Annotated in this window: 17 protein-coding genes; 9 read left to right on the top strand and 8 right to left on the bottom strand. The window is 66.9% G+C overall.

The window, feature by feature from the left end; genetic code table 11:
- Nucleotides 1-9 precede the first annotated feature (9 nt).
- Nucleotides 10-429, bottom strand: a complete 420-nt coding sequence (locus OG203_RS32210) for a limonene-1,2-epoxide hydrolase family protein (protein ID WP_405160992.1) — start codon at nucleotides 427-429, stop codon at nucleotides 10-12.
- Nucleotides 430-490: 61 nt separating this feature from the next.
- Nucleotides 491-1213, bottom strand: coding sequence for a TetR/AcrR family transcriptional regulator (locus OG203_RS32205; protein WP_405160991.1), 723 nt, complete (start codon nucleotides 1211-1213; stop codon nucleotides 491-493).
- Nucleotides 1214-1325: 112 nt separating this feature from the next.
- Here OG203_RS32205 and OG203_RS32200 point away from each other — a divergent pair, with 112 nt between their 5' ends.
- The 5 genes from OG203_RS32200 to OG203_RS32180 all read left to right on the top strand — a co-directional run bounded on the left by OG203_RS32200 (nucleotide 1326) and on the right by OG203_RS32180 (nucleotide 5670).
- Complete coding sequence (locus tag OG203_RS32200) at nucleotides 1326-2522, top strand: FAD-dependent monooxygenase (protein WP_405160990.1); 1197 nt, start codon at nucleotides 1326-1328, stop codon at nucleotides 2520-2522.
- Between the two features lie 170 nt (nucleotides 2523-2692).
- Nucleotides 2693-3082 (top strand): hypothetical protein, encoded by a 390-nt coding sequence (locus tag OG203_RS32195; protein ID WP_405160989.1) that lies wholly within the window; start codon nucleotides 2693-2695, stop codon nucleotides 3080-3082.
- Complete coding sequence (locus OG203_RS32190) at nucleotides 3079-3663, top strand: DUF3558 domain-containing protein (protein WP_405160988.1); 585 nt, start codon at nucleotides 3079-3081, stop codon at nucleotides 3661-3663. Before OG203_RS32195 ends, OG203_RS32190 begins: the two co-directional genes overlap by 4 nt.
- Before the next feature lie 22 nt (nucleotides 3664-3685).
- A complete protein-coding gene (locus tag OG203_RS32185) occupies nucleotides 3686-4930 on the top strand; it encodes a hypothetical protein (RefSeq protein ID WP_405160987.1) in 1245 nt (414 codons plus the stop codon).
- Nucleotides 4927-5670: an ESX secretion-associated protein EspG gene (locus OG203_RS32180; protein WP_405160986.1), complete on the top strand. Its 744-nt coding sequence runs from the start codon at nucleotides 4927-4929 to the stop codon at nucleotides 5668-5670. Before OG203_RS32185 ends, OG203_RS32180 begins: the two co-directional genes overlap by 4 nt.
- A gap of 153 nt (nucleotides 5671-5823) precedes the next feature.
- Here OG203_RS32180 and OG203_RS32175 read toward each other — a convergent pair whose 3' ends face one another.
- The 3 genes from OG203_RS32175 to OG203_RS32165 all read right to left on the bottom strand — a co-directional run bounded on the left by OG203_RS32175 (nucleotide 5824) and on the right by OG203_RS32165 (nucleotide 8928).
- Nucleotides 5824-6816 (bottom strand): SGNH/GDSL hydrolase family protein, encoded by a 993-nt coding sequence (locus OG203_RS32175; protein WP_405160985.1) that lies wholly within the window; start codon nucleotides 6814-6816, stop codon nucleotides 5824-5826.
- 173 nt (nucleotides 6817-6989) lie between these two features.
- Nucleotides 6990-8285 (bottom strand): serine hydroxymethyltransferase, encoded by a 1296-nt coding sequence (glyA, locus tag OG203_RS32170; RefSeq protein WP_405160984.1) that lies wholly within the window; start codon nucleotides 8283-8285, stop codon nucleotides 6990-6992.
- Between the two features lie 64 nt (nucleotides 8286-8349).
- Complete coding sequence (locus OG203_RS32165; protein WP_405160983.1) at nucleotides 8350-8928, bottom strand: TetR/AcrR family transcriptional regulator; 579 nt, start codon at nucleotides 8926-8928, stop codon at nucleotides 8350-8352.
- 224 nt (nucleotides 8929-9152) lie between these two features.
- Here OG203_RS32165 and OG203_RS32160 point away from each other — a divergent pair, with 224 nt between their 5' ends.
- Nucleotides 9153-9611 carry a PaaI family thioesterase gene (locus OG203_RS32160; RefSeq protein ID WP_405160982.1) on the top strand — a complete coding sequence of 153 codons (459 nt, stop codon included), beginning with the start codon at nucleotides 9153-9155 and terminating at the stop codon, nucleotides 9609-9611.
- Between the two features lie 18 nt (nucleotides 9612-9629).
- On the top strand, nucleotides 9630-10079 hold the full coding sequence (locus tag OG203_RS32155; protein ID WP_405160981.1) for a nitroreductase family deazaflavin-dependent oxidoreductase: 450 nt from the start codon (nucleotides 9630-9632) through the stop codon (nucleotides 10077-10079).
- Between the two features lie 404 nt (nucleotides 10080-10483).
- On the opposite strand, the gene OG203_RS32150 is transcribed toward OG203_RS32155, so the two are convergent.
- Nucleotides 10484-11689, bottom strand: coding sequence for a DUF885 domain-containing protein (locus OG203_RS32150; protein WP_405160980.1), 1206 nt, complete (start codon nucleotides 11687-11689; stop codon nucleotides 10484-10486).
- A 236-nt stretch (nucleotides 11690-11925) separates the two neighbouring features.
- Between OG203_RS32150 and coaA the strand changes: the two genes are divergently transcribed.
- On the top strand, nucleotides 11926-12858 hold the full coding sequence (gene coaA, locus OG203_RS32145) for a type I pantothenate kinase (protein WP_405160979.1): 933 nt from the start codon (nucleotides 11926-11928) through the stop codon (nucleotides 12856-12858).
- Between the two features lie 6 nt (nucleotides 12859-12864).
- Here the strand turns inward: coaA and OG203_RS32140 are convergent, their stop codons facing one another.
- The gene (locus OG203_RS32140; RefSeq protein ID WP_405160978.1) at nucleotides 12865-13479 is read right to left on the bottom strand and encodes a hypothetical protein; all 615 of its coding nucleotides are present in this window, start codon (nucleotides 13477-13479) and stop codon (nucleotides 12865-12867) included.
- Between the two features lie 36 nt (nucleotides 13480-13515).
- A complete protein-coding gene (locus OG203_RS32135; RefSeq protein ID WP_357381248.1) occupies nucleotides 13516-14295 on the bottom strand; it encodes an isoprenyl transferase in 780 nt (259 codons plus the stop codon).
- Nucleotides 14296-14502: 207 nt separating this feature from the next.
- On the opposite strand from OG203_RS32135, the gene OG203_RS32130 reads away from it, so the two are divergent.
- Nucleotides 14503-15126, top strand: coding sequence for a hemolysin III family protein (locus OG203_RS32130; protein WP_405168070.1), 624 nt, complete (start codon nucleotides 14503-14505; stop codon nucleotides 15124-15126).
- Nucleotides 15127-15167: the final 41 nt, after the last annotated feature.

Raw genomic sequence — 15167 nt, 5'->3', positions numbered from 1 at the left:
CGCGTGGGTTCAGCCGCGCGACAGTGCGGCGCGGAACACCCCGACGGCCGTACCGCGCAGGAAGTTCTCCCAGCTGAAGTGGTCGTGCCACAGGATGATTCGGCCGTCGCGCAGTTCGAACGTGCCGGTCACCCAGAACGCGATCCGCACCGGGCCGAAGCGCAGAATGTCGGTGCGGTCGGTGAGCACGATGTTGCCGTCGGCGGCAATGTGGTGGATCTCGACCGCGAAACCGAACGCGTCCCGATCCAGGCCCTGCAGGATCTTGCGCGCCGCACCGCCGGCGAGGTCGGGCAGCGAGGTGTTCTTCCACACGATGTCCGCGTGCAGCAACTCCAACGCCTCCGCGACGGCGCCGACTTCGAGCGCGGTGAGGAACTTCCGCACGGTGGTGATCGCGTCCTGCTGAACTTCGAGGTCCTGAGTCATGGTCCGACGATAGGCCGAGGACGGTCCGTCCGGCAGCCCCGCGAACGTCGACCGTGCCGATTCACCCGCCCGCCCGGCGGGCTATCAGGACGGCCAGACCGTCGAGGACGCGTTCGATGCCGAAGTTCAGCGCGTCATTCGAGCTGCCTGAGCCCGCAGCCGCATCCTCGGCGAAAGCGGCGGCGACGGCCGGGTAGCGATCGCCCGCCGCGGTCATCATCTCGGCGAGCTGGTCGGCCAACTCCAGCGTCGGGTCAGCACCAAGGGATTGAAGCTGCTGAGCCAGGCTGCGGACGTGGCCGTTGACCAACACGATGGTGTCGAGCCGTTCCGGGCCGGTGAGGCCGGTGCCGTCGAGCGCGACGAGCGCGTTTTCCGTCCATGCCATCTCGTTGGGGCCGAACGGTCGCGCGCCGAGCGTGAGTTCGATCGCCCACGGATGCGCACAGTAACGCTCGTAAATCGACTCGGCCCATAGCCGCAGCCCGGCGCGCCACGTTTCGCTATCCCCCTGCGCCGCAGTGTTATCCGGCGGCGTGCCCATGGCGGCGTCGAGCATCAGCGCGGTCAACTGCTCTTTGCCTGGCACGTACCGGTACAGCGACATCTTGGTGAAGCCGAGGCGCTCGGCCAATCGCTGCATGGACAGCTGCGCCAGCCCCTCGGCATCGGCGAGGGCGATCGCCTCGGCCACGATCCCCTCCAGTGACAGAGCGGGCTTCGGCCCGCGCTTGGACCGCGGCTGAGTGCCCCACAGCAGCTGAACGGTGGTCGGTGTCGGCATGACCAGATCCTTCCGGAGAACGTCTTGACTCGAAACTGTGTCTACCATACGCTCATTCGTGTCCCACGGAAACAGATTCCATCGGACGCAGATAAAGGCCACAGGAGTAATCATGCGTAACAAGACCGTCCTCATCTCCGGCGCCAGCATCGCGGGACCGGCTCTCGCCTACTGGCTGCACCGCTACGGCTTCGACGTCACCGTGGTCGAACGTGCCGCCAGCCTTCGCCCAGGCGGCCAGGCCGTCGACTTCAAGGGCAAGACCCACTTCACCGTGCTCGAGCGCATGGGCATCCTCGATGACATCAAGGAGCGGCGGACCGGCACCACCGACACGGTGTACGTCGACGACAACGGCGAGCGGCTCGCCGTCATGTCCGGCGACTTCACCGGCGGCGACGTGGAAATCCTGCGCGGCGACCTCGCGGAGATCATGTACAAACGCACCGCCGAGCACTGCCAATACCTGTTCGGCGATTCGATCAGCGCGCTCACCGAATTCACCGACGGCGTGCACGTCGATTTCGAGCACGGCCCGACCCGCACCTTCGACCTGGTCTTCGGCGCCGACGGCATCCACTCCCGGGTGCGCAAGCTCGCCTTCGGACCGGAAGAGGACTTCGTCACCTACCTCGGTTACTACTACTGCGTCGCCGGTGCCAACCCATGGCACAAGGACAGCAGCGGACCGCGCGAACGCATGACCGGCTATGCGCACAACGCGCCGGGCAAGCTCGCGGTCACCGGTGGCGCGAAAGCCCAGCAGCTGTACATGTTCGCCTCCCCCGAGCTCGACTACTCCCGCGACGACACCGAGGCGCAGCGCCGCATCGTCGAGGAGGTCTACGCCGATGTGTCGTGGGAGGTGAGCCGCATGCTCGACGACATGGCCGACTTCGACGACTTCTACCTCGACTCGATCAGCCAGGCGAAGCTGAAGGGCAGCTACACCAAGGGACGGGTGGCGCTGGTCGGCGATTCGGCATACGGAAACACGTTGGGCGGCTTCGGTACCGGGCTCGCGGTGGTCGGCGCCTATGTGATCGCTGGCGAACTCGCCCTTGCCGACGGCGATTACGCGATCGCCTTCACCCGCTACAACGAGATCATGAAGCGCTACGCCAAGATCGCGGGCAACAGCAACGCGGGCAGGTTCCTCGCGCCGAAGACCGCGCGCGGCATCACGATGCGCAACTGGTTCCTCGGATCGCGGATGTTCACGCTGATGATGAAGTACGCCGACAGGGCCGCCAACGACATCGACCTGCGGGACTACCCGGCCATGGTCGGCGCCACCGAGATCAACTGAAACCGTTGGCCGCGCGGAAGTTTCGGCCCGCGCACCGGTACCAGGCCGACCGGTATGCGCTGGCCGATCCGCCGATGTGCTGACACCGGAGAATTGGCTGTGTTTCGATGGAACCGAACCGGGGTGGGGCGCGTCTATAGGGTCAGAGGCACTCATGAAAGGGGACGGTGATGGCGGTGGACAGCCCGTTTCCCGGGTACATCGAGGATGCGAAAACCGGGGCGCTGAAGGTGCGGATGGATCCGCAAGGGTTCGTCGATATCGACAAGGCATGTCAGGACTTGATCGACTCGCTGGTCGGGGTGCAAACCGACGCGCGGGCACTCGGTGAGCAATCGTATTGGGGCCTAGGCGAAGCCAATCCTCGATTGTCCTCCGCCATCGAACTGGTCACCATGTTCCGCGAGAAAGCATTCGGCGGCCCGAACAACGCCTACGACACCCTCACCGACTACATCGCGGTAGCCCAGGAGATCCAGGCCATGTTCGCGGCCATCCGCGACACCTACGTCCGCACCGACGCGGCGTTCGCCGCCAAGCTGCGGGAGCTCAACGTATGAACCTCGGCTCCCGTGCAACAGCCACTGCCCGAACCGGTTTCGCGGCAGCGGCGGCCGGACTACTGCTGCTGACCGGCTGCACCGATGACAAGGCGGCAGGCACACCACCACCGGCGACCTCGTCCGCGACCACCCCTGCCACCTCGGCAGAAGCCAACCCTGCCAACGCTTTCGACCCGTGCACCGCACTGACACCGCAGTTCTTGGCCCAACATCAATGGAACGCGAAACTGCCGGAACCGAAGCAGAACAGTGCGGGCGCGATCACCTGGAAGGGCTGCGGTTACGTCGCGAAGGCGAGCTACGGCTTCCTCATCGAGACGACCAACGGCACCATCCCCCAGGTGCGGGAGAAGTTCCCGACCGCCGTCGAGATCCCGACGGGCGCACGGCAGGCGGTGCGCTACGAGGCTCAGCCCAACGTCCCCGGCGGGTGTTCGATCAACATCGAGATGCGCACCGGCTCGCTCTACATCGTGACCAACATTCCGCCGACACCGGCGAACAAGAACCTCGTCGCCTGCGATATCGCCACCGACATCGCCCAAGCAGTCGCACCATTGCTGCCCGCGGGCAGCTGAACAACCCCACGGGGGAGCGATCATGAAACAAACCGATGGCCGCGCGATCACCAATCCGGAGAACGCGCAAAGCTTTACCCACGCCGAGATCAAGCAGGCCGCCGACCAGATGAACCCGGGCGGGCTCGACAGCGTGTTCGACGCGTGGTCGAAGATCTCGACGGCGGTAAAGGACGCCGGTCACCAATTCGAGACCGCCATCAAGCAGGCGGTCGAACAGCATTGGGAGGGTGCGGCGGCCGATAACGCGGTGCGCGGCATCCGCGACTACGCGACCCAGGTCGGCGACTTCGGCGACACACTGAACGCGCAGACCACACCGTTGTCGCAGGCGGCGAGCGCGGCCGCGAAGTTCAAGATATCGGTGCCCGACGTAGTGGAGACCTCGACAAATCCACGCGGGCCCGAGCTGCGGAACGCCGCGGAGGAACAGGCCCGCGACGACATGACCACCCAGTACATCCAGCCGTACGGCACCACCGCGCCAGCCATTCCGACGCTGCCGCCGCCGATCAACCCGGTCTCCGCGCTACCGCCCGGCGGGGACAGCAGCATCGATACGGGCACGATCCCCGGCCCGGTGCAGAGTCCCGACAACAACAACGGTTCTGGCACTGGGGATTCCAGTAAACAGGCACCCAGCGACAAAACCGACCAGTCGACGAACAAGGCCGACGAGCCGACGAACACCGGCACGCCCGAATCCGATAAAACCCCGGAAAAGGATGCCCCGCAGTCTGTTTCGCCGGATCAGACCAACGGCACATCGACCACCCCGGCCGCGACGACAACGGCGGCGACCACCCCGGCCTCTCCGGCCACCACCCCGGCCATCTCGGCGAACCCGATCACGACGGCGCTCCCCACCACGACACTGCCCTCGACACCGACGACCGTCACGCCCGCCTCGTTCAACGCGACACCGAGCACGTCGGCTACCCCGAACAGATCGGGCGCACCGAGCGTCGGCGATCGCCCGAGCACCCCGGCGAGTCCGGTCCGCGAAGCAGGTGGCCCAGGCACCTCCCGGCCGCCGCTGCCCGCCACCCAACCGGTCGCGGCGGGCGCTCAGCCCACCGTCACTCCCGGCCGACCCGGCGCACCGGGAACGTCGGGCTATCCCGGCATGTTTCCGCACGGCGGCCGCACCAGGGGTGAGGACGACGGCGAACACAAGACCGCGGGCTACCTGCGCACCGAAGAGCACGCCAAGGAACTGCTCGGCGAGGTGGAAAAGACTGTGCCGCCGGTGATCGGGGAGAAATGACGGCGCAGTGGTCGCTGTCGGCAGAGCAGTTCGCGGCCGCCTGGTTCGGTACCGGTCTCGATCGCCTGCCCTTTCCGTTCCGCTTCACCAGCCGCTTCCCCGGTCTGCGCGAATACCAGGCCTACCAACAGGATTTCCGCGACGAGCTGGCCCGCACGGAGCGCATCCCGCTGTCCCGCGCCATCACCGTGCTCGCCCAACCCGACTGGCGCATCGAGCTGTTCGGCTACGACAACACCCGCGACGGCATCGAGATGCGCGCGATCGGCTGTGCCACGCGCGGCGGCGCCGGTGTGATCGCGCAGCAGACGCCCGCATCGACCGGCGGCCGAGTCCAGTTGCGCCGATGCCGCGTCGACCAGCTCGCGACCGAACTTGTCCGATTGTTGCCGGAGACCGCCGCGGGCACCACGGGCGAAAAGTCTTTCCTGCTGGACGATCTCAACGATGAACGCCCCGACCACTTCGGTAGCGCACCCGCCAGCGAGGTCAAGGAGCGCTACCGCCGCTTCTGGCGCCAACCCTGCGTCACCCGCGGCGTCGCCGCCGTCCTGCTCGGCCCGCGCAACGCCGAACCGCTGCGCACCGGCCGCCTCCGCTGGATCGACACCCCCGACGGCCGTTACTACGAGGTCCCCGCCAACCGCGCCCTGATGATCCGTCCAGGCACCAGCGCCGACCTGACTCGCTACCTGGACGAGGCGATCGCGCGCGCCAGAGCCAGGATGGATTCGGCGTGAACCGTATTGGTGTCCGCCGAAGGCGCCGCACTCACCGACGGCTACTACCAGCATCTGCTGGGCCGCGATGACGAGGGCATCGAATTCCCCCCGAACTGAAACCGATTGCCGCCCAAGGCGACGGTGCCGTCGATCGGCGAACCTTGCGGGCGATCAGGTGGTCCCTCGGATCGCTTCGGTGAGCATTCGCGCCTCGTATTGATGCCCAACGGCGTTGGCGTGCAAGGGTTGTGCGGGCGAGTTCGGGACGACGCCTTCGGTCCAGCGGAGGTCCTCCGGCGCGCAGGCATCGTGGCCGACGCTCGCCGGGTAGACATCGACGAAGGTGGCGCCGTTGGCCGCGGCCTGGTCGGCCAGCACCGCGTTGACGGCTTCGACACCGGCGTAGATCTGGTCGGCCTGGGTCGGCAGCAGTGGCACCGTCGGGAAGCAGCCGCCCGCACGCAGCCGCTGGATCTTGCCCATCACGAAGATTCTGGCCTGCGGCGCGCGGGCGCGGATATCGCCGAGCAGCGCGGCGAGTTTCGGCACCAGCGCGGTGGCCGTCCAGCCGTCGTCGGCGTAGTCGTTGATGCCGAAATCCACCGACACGATCGACGCGTCCGTAGTCACCGCGTCCAGCTGGGGGAGGTTCGTGCCGCCGAGCGGCAATGACTGTGCCACATACATATTCGCGATCTTCGCCCCGGAACACGCCGGATCGCGCAACGTCAGCCCCAGCGCGTCGGCGGTCAGGTGCGCGTAGTTGTGATCGGAGCGAAAACAGTCGAGCGGGTAGATCTGCTCCGCGATGAAAGGTCCCGCCGCACTCGACTCGCCGACGGACACATAGACATCCGACGGCGCCGCGGCCGCCGCCGACGACACACCTGCGGCGAGCACCACGAGCGTGCAGACCACCGGGACCACACGCCTGCCGACCACCAGGTTGCCTCCGCGTCGAGTCGAGTCACCTACCTGCACAATCAGCGTCCCGCGCCCGACGGACAAGCGAGGGCGATCCGCGAAAACACTAGTGCGATCGCGCCACCGCACCGCTCGGCGACACGCACTCTGACCAGCTCGCCGACCACATCCGCATACGCCCGCCTCCGGATGAACGACGGTCCCGGGCAGTCGGGCCGATAAGCATGTCCAACGGGACATGACGGCGGCATTGCGCGAGTATCGCCGCCATCATGTCCCGTTGATCATGATGAGCCGGGCTCGTCCACCTAGGACACCTCGCGTTGGCGCTGATCGACGTCCACATACGACGCGGGCTCGCACATCCGGTGATCTACCGAATATGCGAGCCCGTCGAGCGGATTCGTGGAACGTCAGCCCAGCAGGCGCCAGTCCTCGAGACCGTCGTAGAGCGGGATGCTCTGCGCCAGCTTGGTGACGCGCCCGCGCAGGGTCTCGACATCGGAGGTGCCGGCGAGGGTGGTGGCGATGATGTCGGCGACCTCGCTGAACTCGGTGTCGCCGAAGCCGCGGGTGGCCAGAGCGGCGGTGCCGATGCGCAGGCCGGAGGTGACCATCGGCGGGCGCGGGTCGAACGGAACGGCGTTGCGGTTCACCGTGATTCCGACCTCGTGCAGCAGATCCTCGCCCTGCTGACCGTCGAGCTCGGAGTTGCGCAGGTCGACGAGCACCAGGTGCACGTCGGTGCCGCCGGTGAGTACGCTGACACCCTTGCCCTTGACATCGTCGGCGGTGAGCCGCTCCGCCAGGATCTTGGCGCCGGACAGGGTGCGCTCCTGACGGTCCTTGAACTCACCACCCGCGGCGATCTTGAAGGCGACGGCCTTGGCGGCGATGGCATGCATGAGCGGGCCGCCCTGCTGGCCGGGGAACACCGCGCTGTTGAGCTTCTTGGCGAATTCCTGCTTGGCCAGGATCAGGCCGGAGCGCGGACCGCCGAGGGTCTTGTGCACGGTGGAGGAGACAACGTGCGCGTGCGGCACGGGCGAGGGATGCAGACCGGCGGCGACCAGACCGGCGAAGTGCGCCATGTCCACCCACAGGTAGGCGTCGACCTCGTCGGCGATCGCGCGGAACGCGGCGAAGTCCTGCTGCCGCGGGTAAGCCGACCAGCCTGCGACGATCACCTTCGGACGAGCCTCGAGCGCGATCTTGCGCACCTCGTCCATGTCGATGCGGTGGTCTTCCTTGCTGACACCGTAGAAGTGCGTCTCGTACAGCTTGCCGGAGAAGTTCAGCCGCATGCCGTGGGTCAGGTGACCGCCGTGCGCGAGGTCGAGGCCGAGCAGCTTGTCGCCGGGGTTCATCAGCGCCATCAGCACCGCGGCGTTCGCCTGCGCGCCGGAATGCGGCTGCACGTTGGCGAATTCGGCGCCGAAGAGTTCCTTGGCGCGGTCGCGGGCGAGGGTCTCGACGACGTCGACGTGCTCGCAACCGCCGTAGTAGCGGCGGCCGGGGTAGCCCTCGGCGTACTTGTTGGTGAGCACGCTGCCCTGCGCCTGCAGCACCGCGCGCGGCACGAAGTTCTCCGAGGCGATCATCTCGAGGGTGTCTCGTTCGCGGGCGAGCTCACCCGCCATCGCGGCGGCGAGCTCCGGGTCGAGCTCACCGAGAGACTGAGTATTGACCGAGGCCGTCGTCTGCGTCACCGTCACAGTCTATGGGCCGCCACTGTGCTGTTCGGCACGGGGTTCGTCGCATGTCTCGAACCCGTCAGCGGTCGCTGACGGGTGGCAGGTAGCGGTCGAGCAGGACCGAAAGGTGCTGCTGCGCGTCGGTCAGCGGCTTGGTGGATTTCACCGCGCGCGACTGCACGATGGCGCCCTCCATCGCACTGATCACGAAGCTGGCGAAGGAACTCGCGTCTTCGGCGGACATGCCGGCCTCGGCGAAGCCGGTGCCGAGTTTCTCGTGCCAGTCGGCGAATACCGCACCGGCCGAGGCTTGTACGTCCGGCTCGGATTCGGCGAGCGCGGCGCCGACGATCGGGCAGCCGGTGCGGAATGAACTCGCGGGCAGCACGGCGACCCACCAGCCGAACAGTGCGTCGAACCACCGATCGGGCGGACGCGACACGGTGATCTTCTCCATCACCGCCGTGAGGCGCGCGCCGGCGATGGTGGTGGCCGTCGCGATGAGCTCGCTCTTGCCGGACGGGAAATGCTGGTACAGCGAATTGCGCGAAGTCTTGCTGCGTTCGAGCAGTGTGGCCAGACCCGCGGCGGCCACGCCTTGCTCGCAGACCAGTTCGATCGCGCTATCGATCAGTCGAGCGCGTGGGCCTGTGGTCATCCGCCACCCCCTGTCCGATGGAAGTTGCCGGTAGGACGGGCGCCATTGTGACTCATACCACTGCGCGGCGGTCGACCAGAGATCCCGCCCGCTATCGGCGGCGCGGGTGCGGCATGAACGTCTCGCACGCGACCCGCCTCCTCCAGCGCTATTGCATGAACCGATCGGTCCATGCTCCAATCATGACAGATGTGGACCGATCGGTTCACCGAAAGGATGAATTCATGTCGGAAGCCACGATCGACCTCGCGCAACTGACGGGCCTGGAAATGCTCCGCCTCGGGATGACGATGAAGGACCGCCCGCCGTTCATCGGCGATCTGCTCGGCATGGAGGCGGACCTGCTCGAGCAGGGCAAGGTGGTGTTCTCGCTGCGGACCCGCCCCGACTTCGCCAACCCGCTCGGCACCACGCACGGCGGCATCTGCGCCACTCTGCTCGACTCGGTCATGGGCTGCGCGGTGCACTCCACCCTCGACGCGGGCGTCAGCTACTCCACGCTGGAACTGAAGGTCAACTACATCCGCGCCGTCCCCACCGACGGCCAGAAACTCACCGCCACCGGCACCACCATCCACGTCGGGCGCAGCACCGCGACCGCCGAGGGCCGGGTCGTCGACGAACAGGGCAGGCTGGTCGCGCACGCCACAACCACCTGCGTCATCCTTCGCGGAAACCGCTGAGCGACAGGGAGTCTCGCCATGAGTGATCGCAGCACCAGCGCCGCCGTCCGCAAGTTCCGCCGCGAACGCCTCATCGGCCGCTACCTGGCCAACCCTGCCGTCGGCCTGCTCGACCGCATCGGCATCCGCTCGGCCCTGCTCGCCGAATTGGAGACCACCGGCGCGAAAACCGGTCAGCCACGCCGGGTTCCGGTCACCGTGTCGGTGGACGACCAAGGCGCGTGGCTCATTTCGCAGCACGGCCGCCGTTCCGGCTGGGCCCGCAATATTGTGGCCGACCCGAAAGTCCGCCTGCGCCAAGGCAAACGCTGGTACACCGGCACCGCCGCCTTCGTCCCCGACGACGACGTGATCGCCCGCGCCCGCAGCTTCGCCAAGGGCCGCGTCCCCGAATCCGCCGCGGAGTGGACCATGAAAGCGCTGGAGAGCGACCCCATCTCGGTGCGCATCACCTTCACCAACGCCTGACCATCCGCTGCCCCCGCCACTCGGGGCACACACATTCGGGGCGCTGCGAGACGTAACGAGACGACCCGATTCCACCGGTTTACAGGTGGAATCAGCTACACCCTGTCTCGAGGGAGCCCCATGTTCACCCTGGTCTCGCTACCGACCAACCCGATCGAAGGACTACTCCGCCAGCTGTCCCTGATCAGCTGCACCCGCTCCGCCGGCCAGAACCGCGCGGTCATCCAGTAGCGCACCGAATTTCGCCGGCCACAGCGTCGGCGAGTTCGCAGTCGCGGCTGTCGGACCGCCCGGCACGGACCGGAGGGGATCGCACCGTGCGGCACGACGCCCGAATGCGGCATTCATGATCAACGGGACGTGGTGGCGGCATCACCCCGCCCCATGTCCCGTTGGATCATTCGCTATGAGCGGCTGGCTTGGCGCAGCGCGCCCGGCGTGAGCGGCTCGTCCAGCAGGCGACGGAAGCGGTCGGCACGCTCGTCCACATCGACGGCGCGATCCAGCCAACCACCGAGCAGGCGATAACCCTCCACGTACGTGGAGATATAGGCGCGCCATAGTGGCGAGGACAGGAAGCGCAGGGACTGGCGGGCGCGTTCCGGGGTGGCCAGGCTCCAGGTCTGCAGGAACTCCGCGACCTCGTCTTCGCTGCGATGCCGGTCGTGCAGCAGCAGTGCCGCATCCTGACGGACGCTGAGCAGCTTCGCCGACGCGGTCGAAAGTCGTTCCGCCCGTTCACCATCGAAGCGCAGGCCGAGGTCGGCGTAGATCTCCTTGGCCCACTTGCCCCAGCCGGGACCAACGATGGCGCGCAGGGCCAGGTCGGCGAGGCCCTCGGCCATCAGGCACTGCGGGGTGTTCACCAGGAACAGGGTCTGTTCGGCCTGGCCCGCGGCGACCAGTCCGGCTTCCTTGCGGCAGTGCTCGGTGTGGTGGCCGGGGTAGGACTCGTGTGCGATCAGCGACGGCAGGTGCGCCATGTGCTGCTTGAGGTCGGAGTTGATCGCGACGCGGGAGTGATAGTCGCCGAGGTAGTAGTTGAAGCCGGACCATGGCTTGTCGCCGACGACCGCATAGGTGACGTGCTCGTGGTCGGGCAGCGGATAACGGTCACGAACCAGCTCACGCAGGGCACCGGAGAACGCTTCGACACAGGCGGACAACCGCTCCGGCGGGATCTCGTCGGCCTTGCGGTGGGCGGCCACCCGCTCGGCCAGCGGGCCGACACCGGCGAGCACCTCGTCCATCTGCCGGTGCGCGTCGCGATAGTCCTCGACGTCGCCCGGCGCGATGTCCACGTCGAAGTAGGCACGCACCTCGTCGACGAAACCGATGTCATCCCCGGCGAACTTGCGGCCGGAACATTCCAGCGCGCGCAGGTGCACGTCGAGGAATTCGGTGCGCTCCGCGCCGAGCCCCGCATCGGGCAATCCGGCACGCAGCTCGGCCGCCCGGCGGGCCAGCTGCCGTGGTTCCGGCGCCGGTGCGTTCGCCACTTCGCGGCGCAGGGCCGGATTCCCGGTGAACGCGTCCACGAACCCGTCTTCGAGCCGGTCGAATGCCAACCCGAGCCGCAGGTACTCGGTCACCAGTGGATGCGCTTGCATCCCGCCGACATTAGCCGCTCACCAGGAGACCTTGCGCGGCACAATCGCGCGACGCCGACATGGGGTGAGCCCGGCGAAATGCACTCAGCTTCGACCCGGTTACCCCCGTATCGGTACCCCGCTTTTCCCACGCTGTTGACGCAGAGCAGAATTCGGTTATGCGGGCAGAGTTAGACCGAATCGCACGGAGCCGACACGGTATGTGTACGCGTTTGCCGAACGGGAGCGTCGGGTAAGTGGGACGAATGAGCGAGCCCAGTCCGTATGTGGAATTCGACCGGAAACAGTGGCGCACACTGCGTAAGTCGACTCCGCTGGTGCTCACCGAGGAAGAACTGCGCGGCCTGCGCGGTCTCGGCGAACAGATCGACCTCGAAGAAGTAGCGGAGGTCTATCTGCCGCTCGCTCGACTCATCCACCTCCAGGTGGCCGCGCGCCAGCGGCTGTTCGCGGCGACCGCGACCTTCCTCGGCGAGACGCACCCCGATCAGCAGGTGCCCTTCGTGATCGGTGTCGCGGGCAGCGTCGCCGTCGGCAAGTCGACCACCGCCCGCGTGCTGCAGGCGCTGCTCGCCCGCTGGGACCACCATCCGAGGGTGGATCTGGTCACCACCGACGGATTCCTCTATCCCACCGCCGAACTCACTCGCCGCGGCATCATGCACCGCAAGGGTTTCCCGGAGAGCTACGACCGCCGCAAGCTGCTGCGATTCGTCACCGAGGTGAAGTCGGGCGCGGCCGAGGTGTGCGCGCCGGTGTACTCGCACATCTCCTACGACATCGTGCCAGGCAAGTTCCACTGCGTGCACCAGCCCGACATTCTCATCGTCGAGGGCCTGAACGTGCTGCAGACCGGGCCGCGGCTGATGGTCTCTGACCTGTTCGACTTCTCGATCTACGTCGACGCCCGCATCGAGGACATCGAGAAGTGGTATGTGCAAAGGTTTCTCGCGCTGCGCGAGACCGCCTTCGCGAACCCGAACGCGCATTTCCACCACTACGCCGGATTCACCGACGAGCAGGCGACCCATGCCGCGCAGGAGATCTGGAACAACACCAACCGCCCGAATCTGGTAGAGAACATTCTGCCGACCCGCCCGCGCGCAACTCTGGTGTTGCGCAAGGACGCCGACCACGCCATCAATAGACTGCGACTGCGCAAATTGTGATCCCGCTTACAATTTCCACGCATCGTCGAGGCGTTTGGCCACATTGATATCGCGGGCCGCGGCAATGTGCGGTTTGTCGATCTCCTTGGCGATATAGCGGGCGACGAATCGCCGGATCTCCTGATCGACGCTGGCAAGGATACGTAGCAGGTTCCCGCGAATGGTGTCGGTGGCCACATTGATGCGGACATCGCTCGACCGCGGCGTCGCGATGTCGATGACCACGCGCAGCGGCTCGGCGGCCCGCACAACCAGGTGCAGATGAATGTGGCCGTCCACCTCGAATCGATGTTTGTCCAGCGCGAGATCGATGAGCATGTCGACGCTCAGCGGGATCTTCAGCGCGAACGAGATCACGTCGTCTATATCGCGACGCACCACCGCCTGACCGAGCTGCACCTGCGCGCTCGCCTTCGCCAACCGACCCGGCCCGACCCCGATCGGGCCGAAATCGAAGGCGGCACCGGTCAACTGGTCGAACGCGCCGAGGATGCGCTGCTCGGTGGCGGCGTATTCGAGGAACTTCCGCCCGAACTCCTCGTAGCTGATGTACGGCACAGGCTCTGTCGCCTTGGATGGCGCGTCCTGGTGTCCGCCGGAGCGGCTGTCGAGGTCACTCATGCCAGACCGCGCAATGCTGATGCCGCAGGGCGGGTGTCAGAGGCCGAAGCGCCGGTGCCGTGCCGCGAAGTCGCGCAGTGCCCGCAGGAAGTCCACGCGCCGGAATTCCGGCCAGTATGCCTCGGTGAACCATATCTCCGAGTATGCGCTCTGCCACAGCAGGAAACCGGAGAGTCGCTGCTCCCCCGAGGTTCGGATGACCAGATCCGGGTCCGGCTGTCCGGAGGTATAGAGGTGCTGGCCGATGGCGTTCACGGTGATCGACTGCACGAGATCCTCGCCGGTCTCGCCCGCCGCGATCTCCTGACGGACGAGTGAGCGCACCGCGTCGGTGATCTCCTGCCTGCCGCCGTAGCCGACCGCGACGTTCACGTGCACGCCGTCGCGTCCCTCGGTGCGTTCGGCGGCCGTGCGCAGGCGCTTGGCGATCAGCTCGGGGAACCCGTCGAGCGAGCCGACGATCCGCACGCCCCAATTCTGTTCCGGCGCCGACAGTTCCTCGAGCACGTCGGTGATCACCTCGAACAGCGTCTCCAGCTCGTCGGGGTCGCGCTGCAGGTTCTCGGTGGAGAGCAGATAGACGGTGACCATCTCGATGCCCTCGGCCTGACACCAGCCGACGAGTTCGGCGATCTTCACCGCGCCGACCCGATGACCGTGGCTCACGTCGGTGAAACCGTTCTCGCGCGCCCACCGGCGATTACCATCGCACATCACCGCGACGTGGCGGGGATGTTGTTTGCCGGCCAGCTGCTTCATGAGCCGGGCCTCGTAGATGCGATACGGCAAACCCCGCACCTGAACCGGAAGCTCCACGCGGCCACCCTACGCCCCACGGGCGAGATCCTGGCAGCGACCGGGTCTCCCGGTACAGTGGCGGAGGGGCAAAACCTACGGTTCCGTAGGTTACCGGTGAGTTCAACCAGGAGGTAGCTCGTGTCCGAATCGGTCGGCGCCGCAGACACCGAAGTGGTCGACGGCTCGGGGTCGGAGTCGCTGGTCGAGGCGCTCGGCAAACCCCGGATGCGCGGCTGGATCCACACCTGGGCGGTCGGCATCGCGGCCATCGCCGCCATCGTGCTCGTCGCCAAGGCGGCCACCATCTCGGCGACCGCGGGCTGGTCCACCGCGGTCTACGGGCTGACGGTGTGCGGACTGTTCGGCATCAGCGCGGTCTATCACCGGGTGACCTGGCCGACCCCGCGGGCCCGCATCCGGATGAAGCGGGCGGACCATTCGATGATCTTCCTGTTCATCGCGGGCAGCTACACCCCGTTCGCCCTGCTCGGTCTGCCCGGGCGCACCGGGCAGACGCTGCTCATCGTGGTGTGGGCGGGCGCGCTGGCCGGTGTCGCGCTGAAACTGTTGTGGCCCACCGCCCCTCGCTGGGTCGGCGTGCCGCTCTATCTGCTGCTCGGCTGGGCCATCGTGCCGGTCGCCGGGCAGCTCAACAGCCAGATCGGCATCGCGCCGCTGATCCTGCTGCTGGTCGGCGGGCTGTTCTACAGCGGAGGTGCGATTCTCTACGCCACCAAATGGCCCAACCCGTGGCCGACCGTCTTCGGCCATCACGAATTCTTCCACGCCGCGACGGTGCTCGCCGCGCTCACTCACTACGTGGCGGTCTGGCTCGTCGTGCTCCGTTGACCAGCACAGACGGCTAAGCTGCTCGTTCGTGTTCCTAGTCA

Origin of the sequence: Nocardia sp. NBC_01499 (assembly GCF_045040275.1) — a bacterium.
GTDB lineage: Bacteria > Actinomycetota > Actinomycetes > Mycobacteriales > Mycobacteriaceae > Nocardia.
Note: the sequence above shows the minus strand (reverse complement) of the source record. Positions and strands in the feature narration are given on the sequence as shown.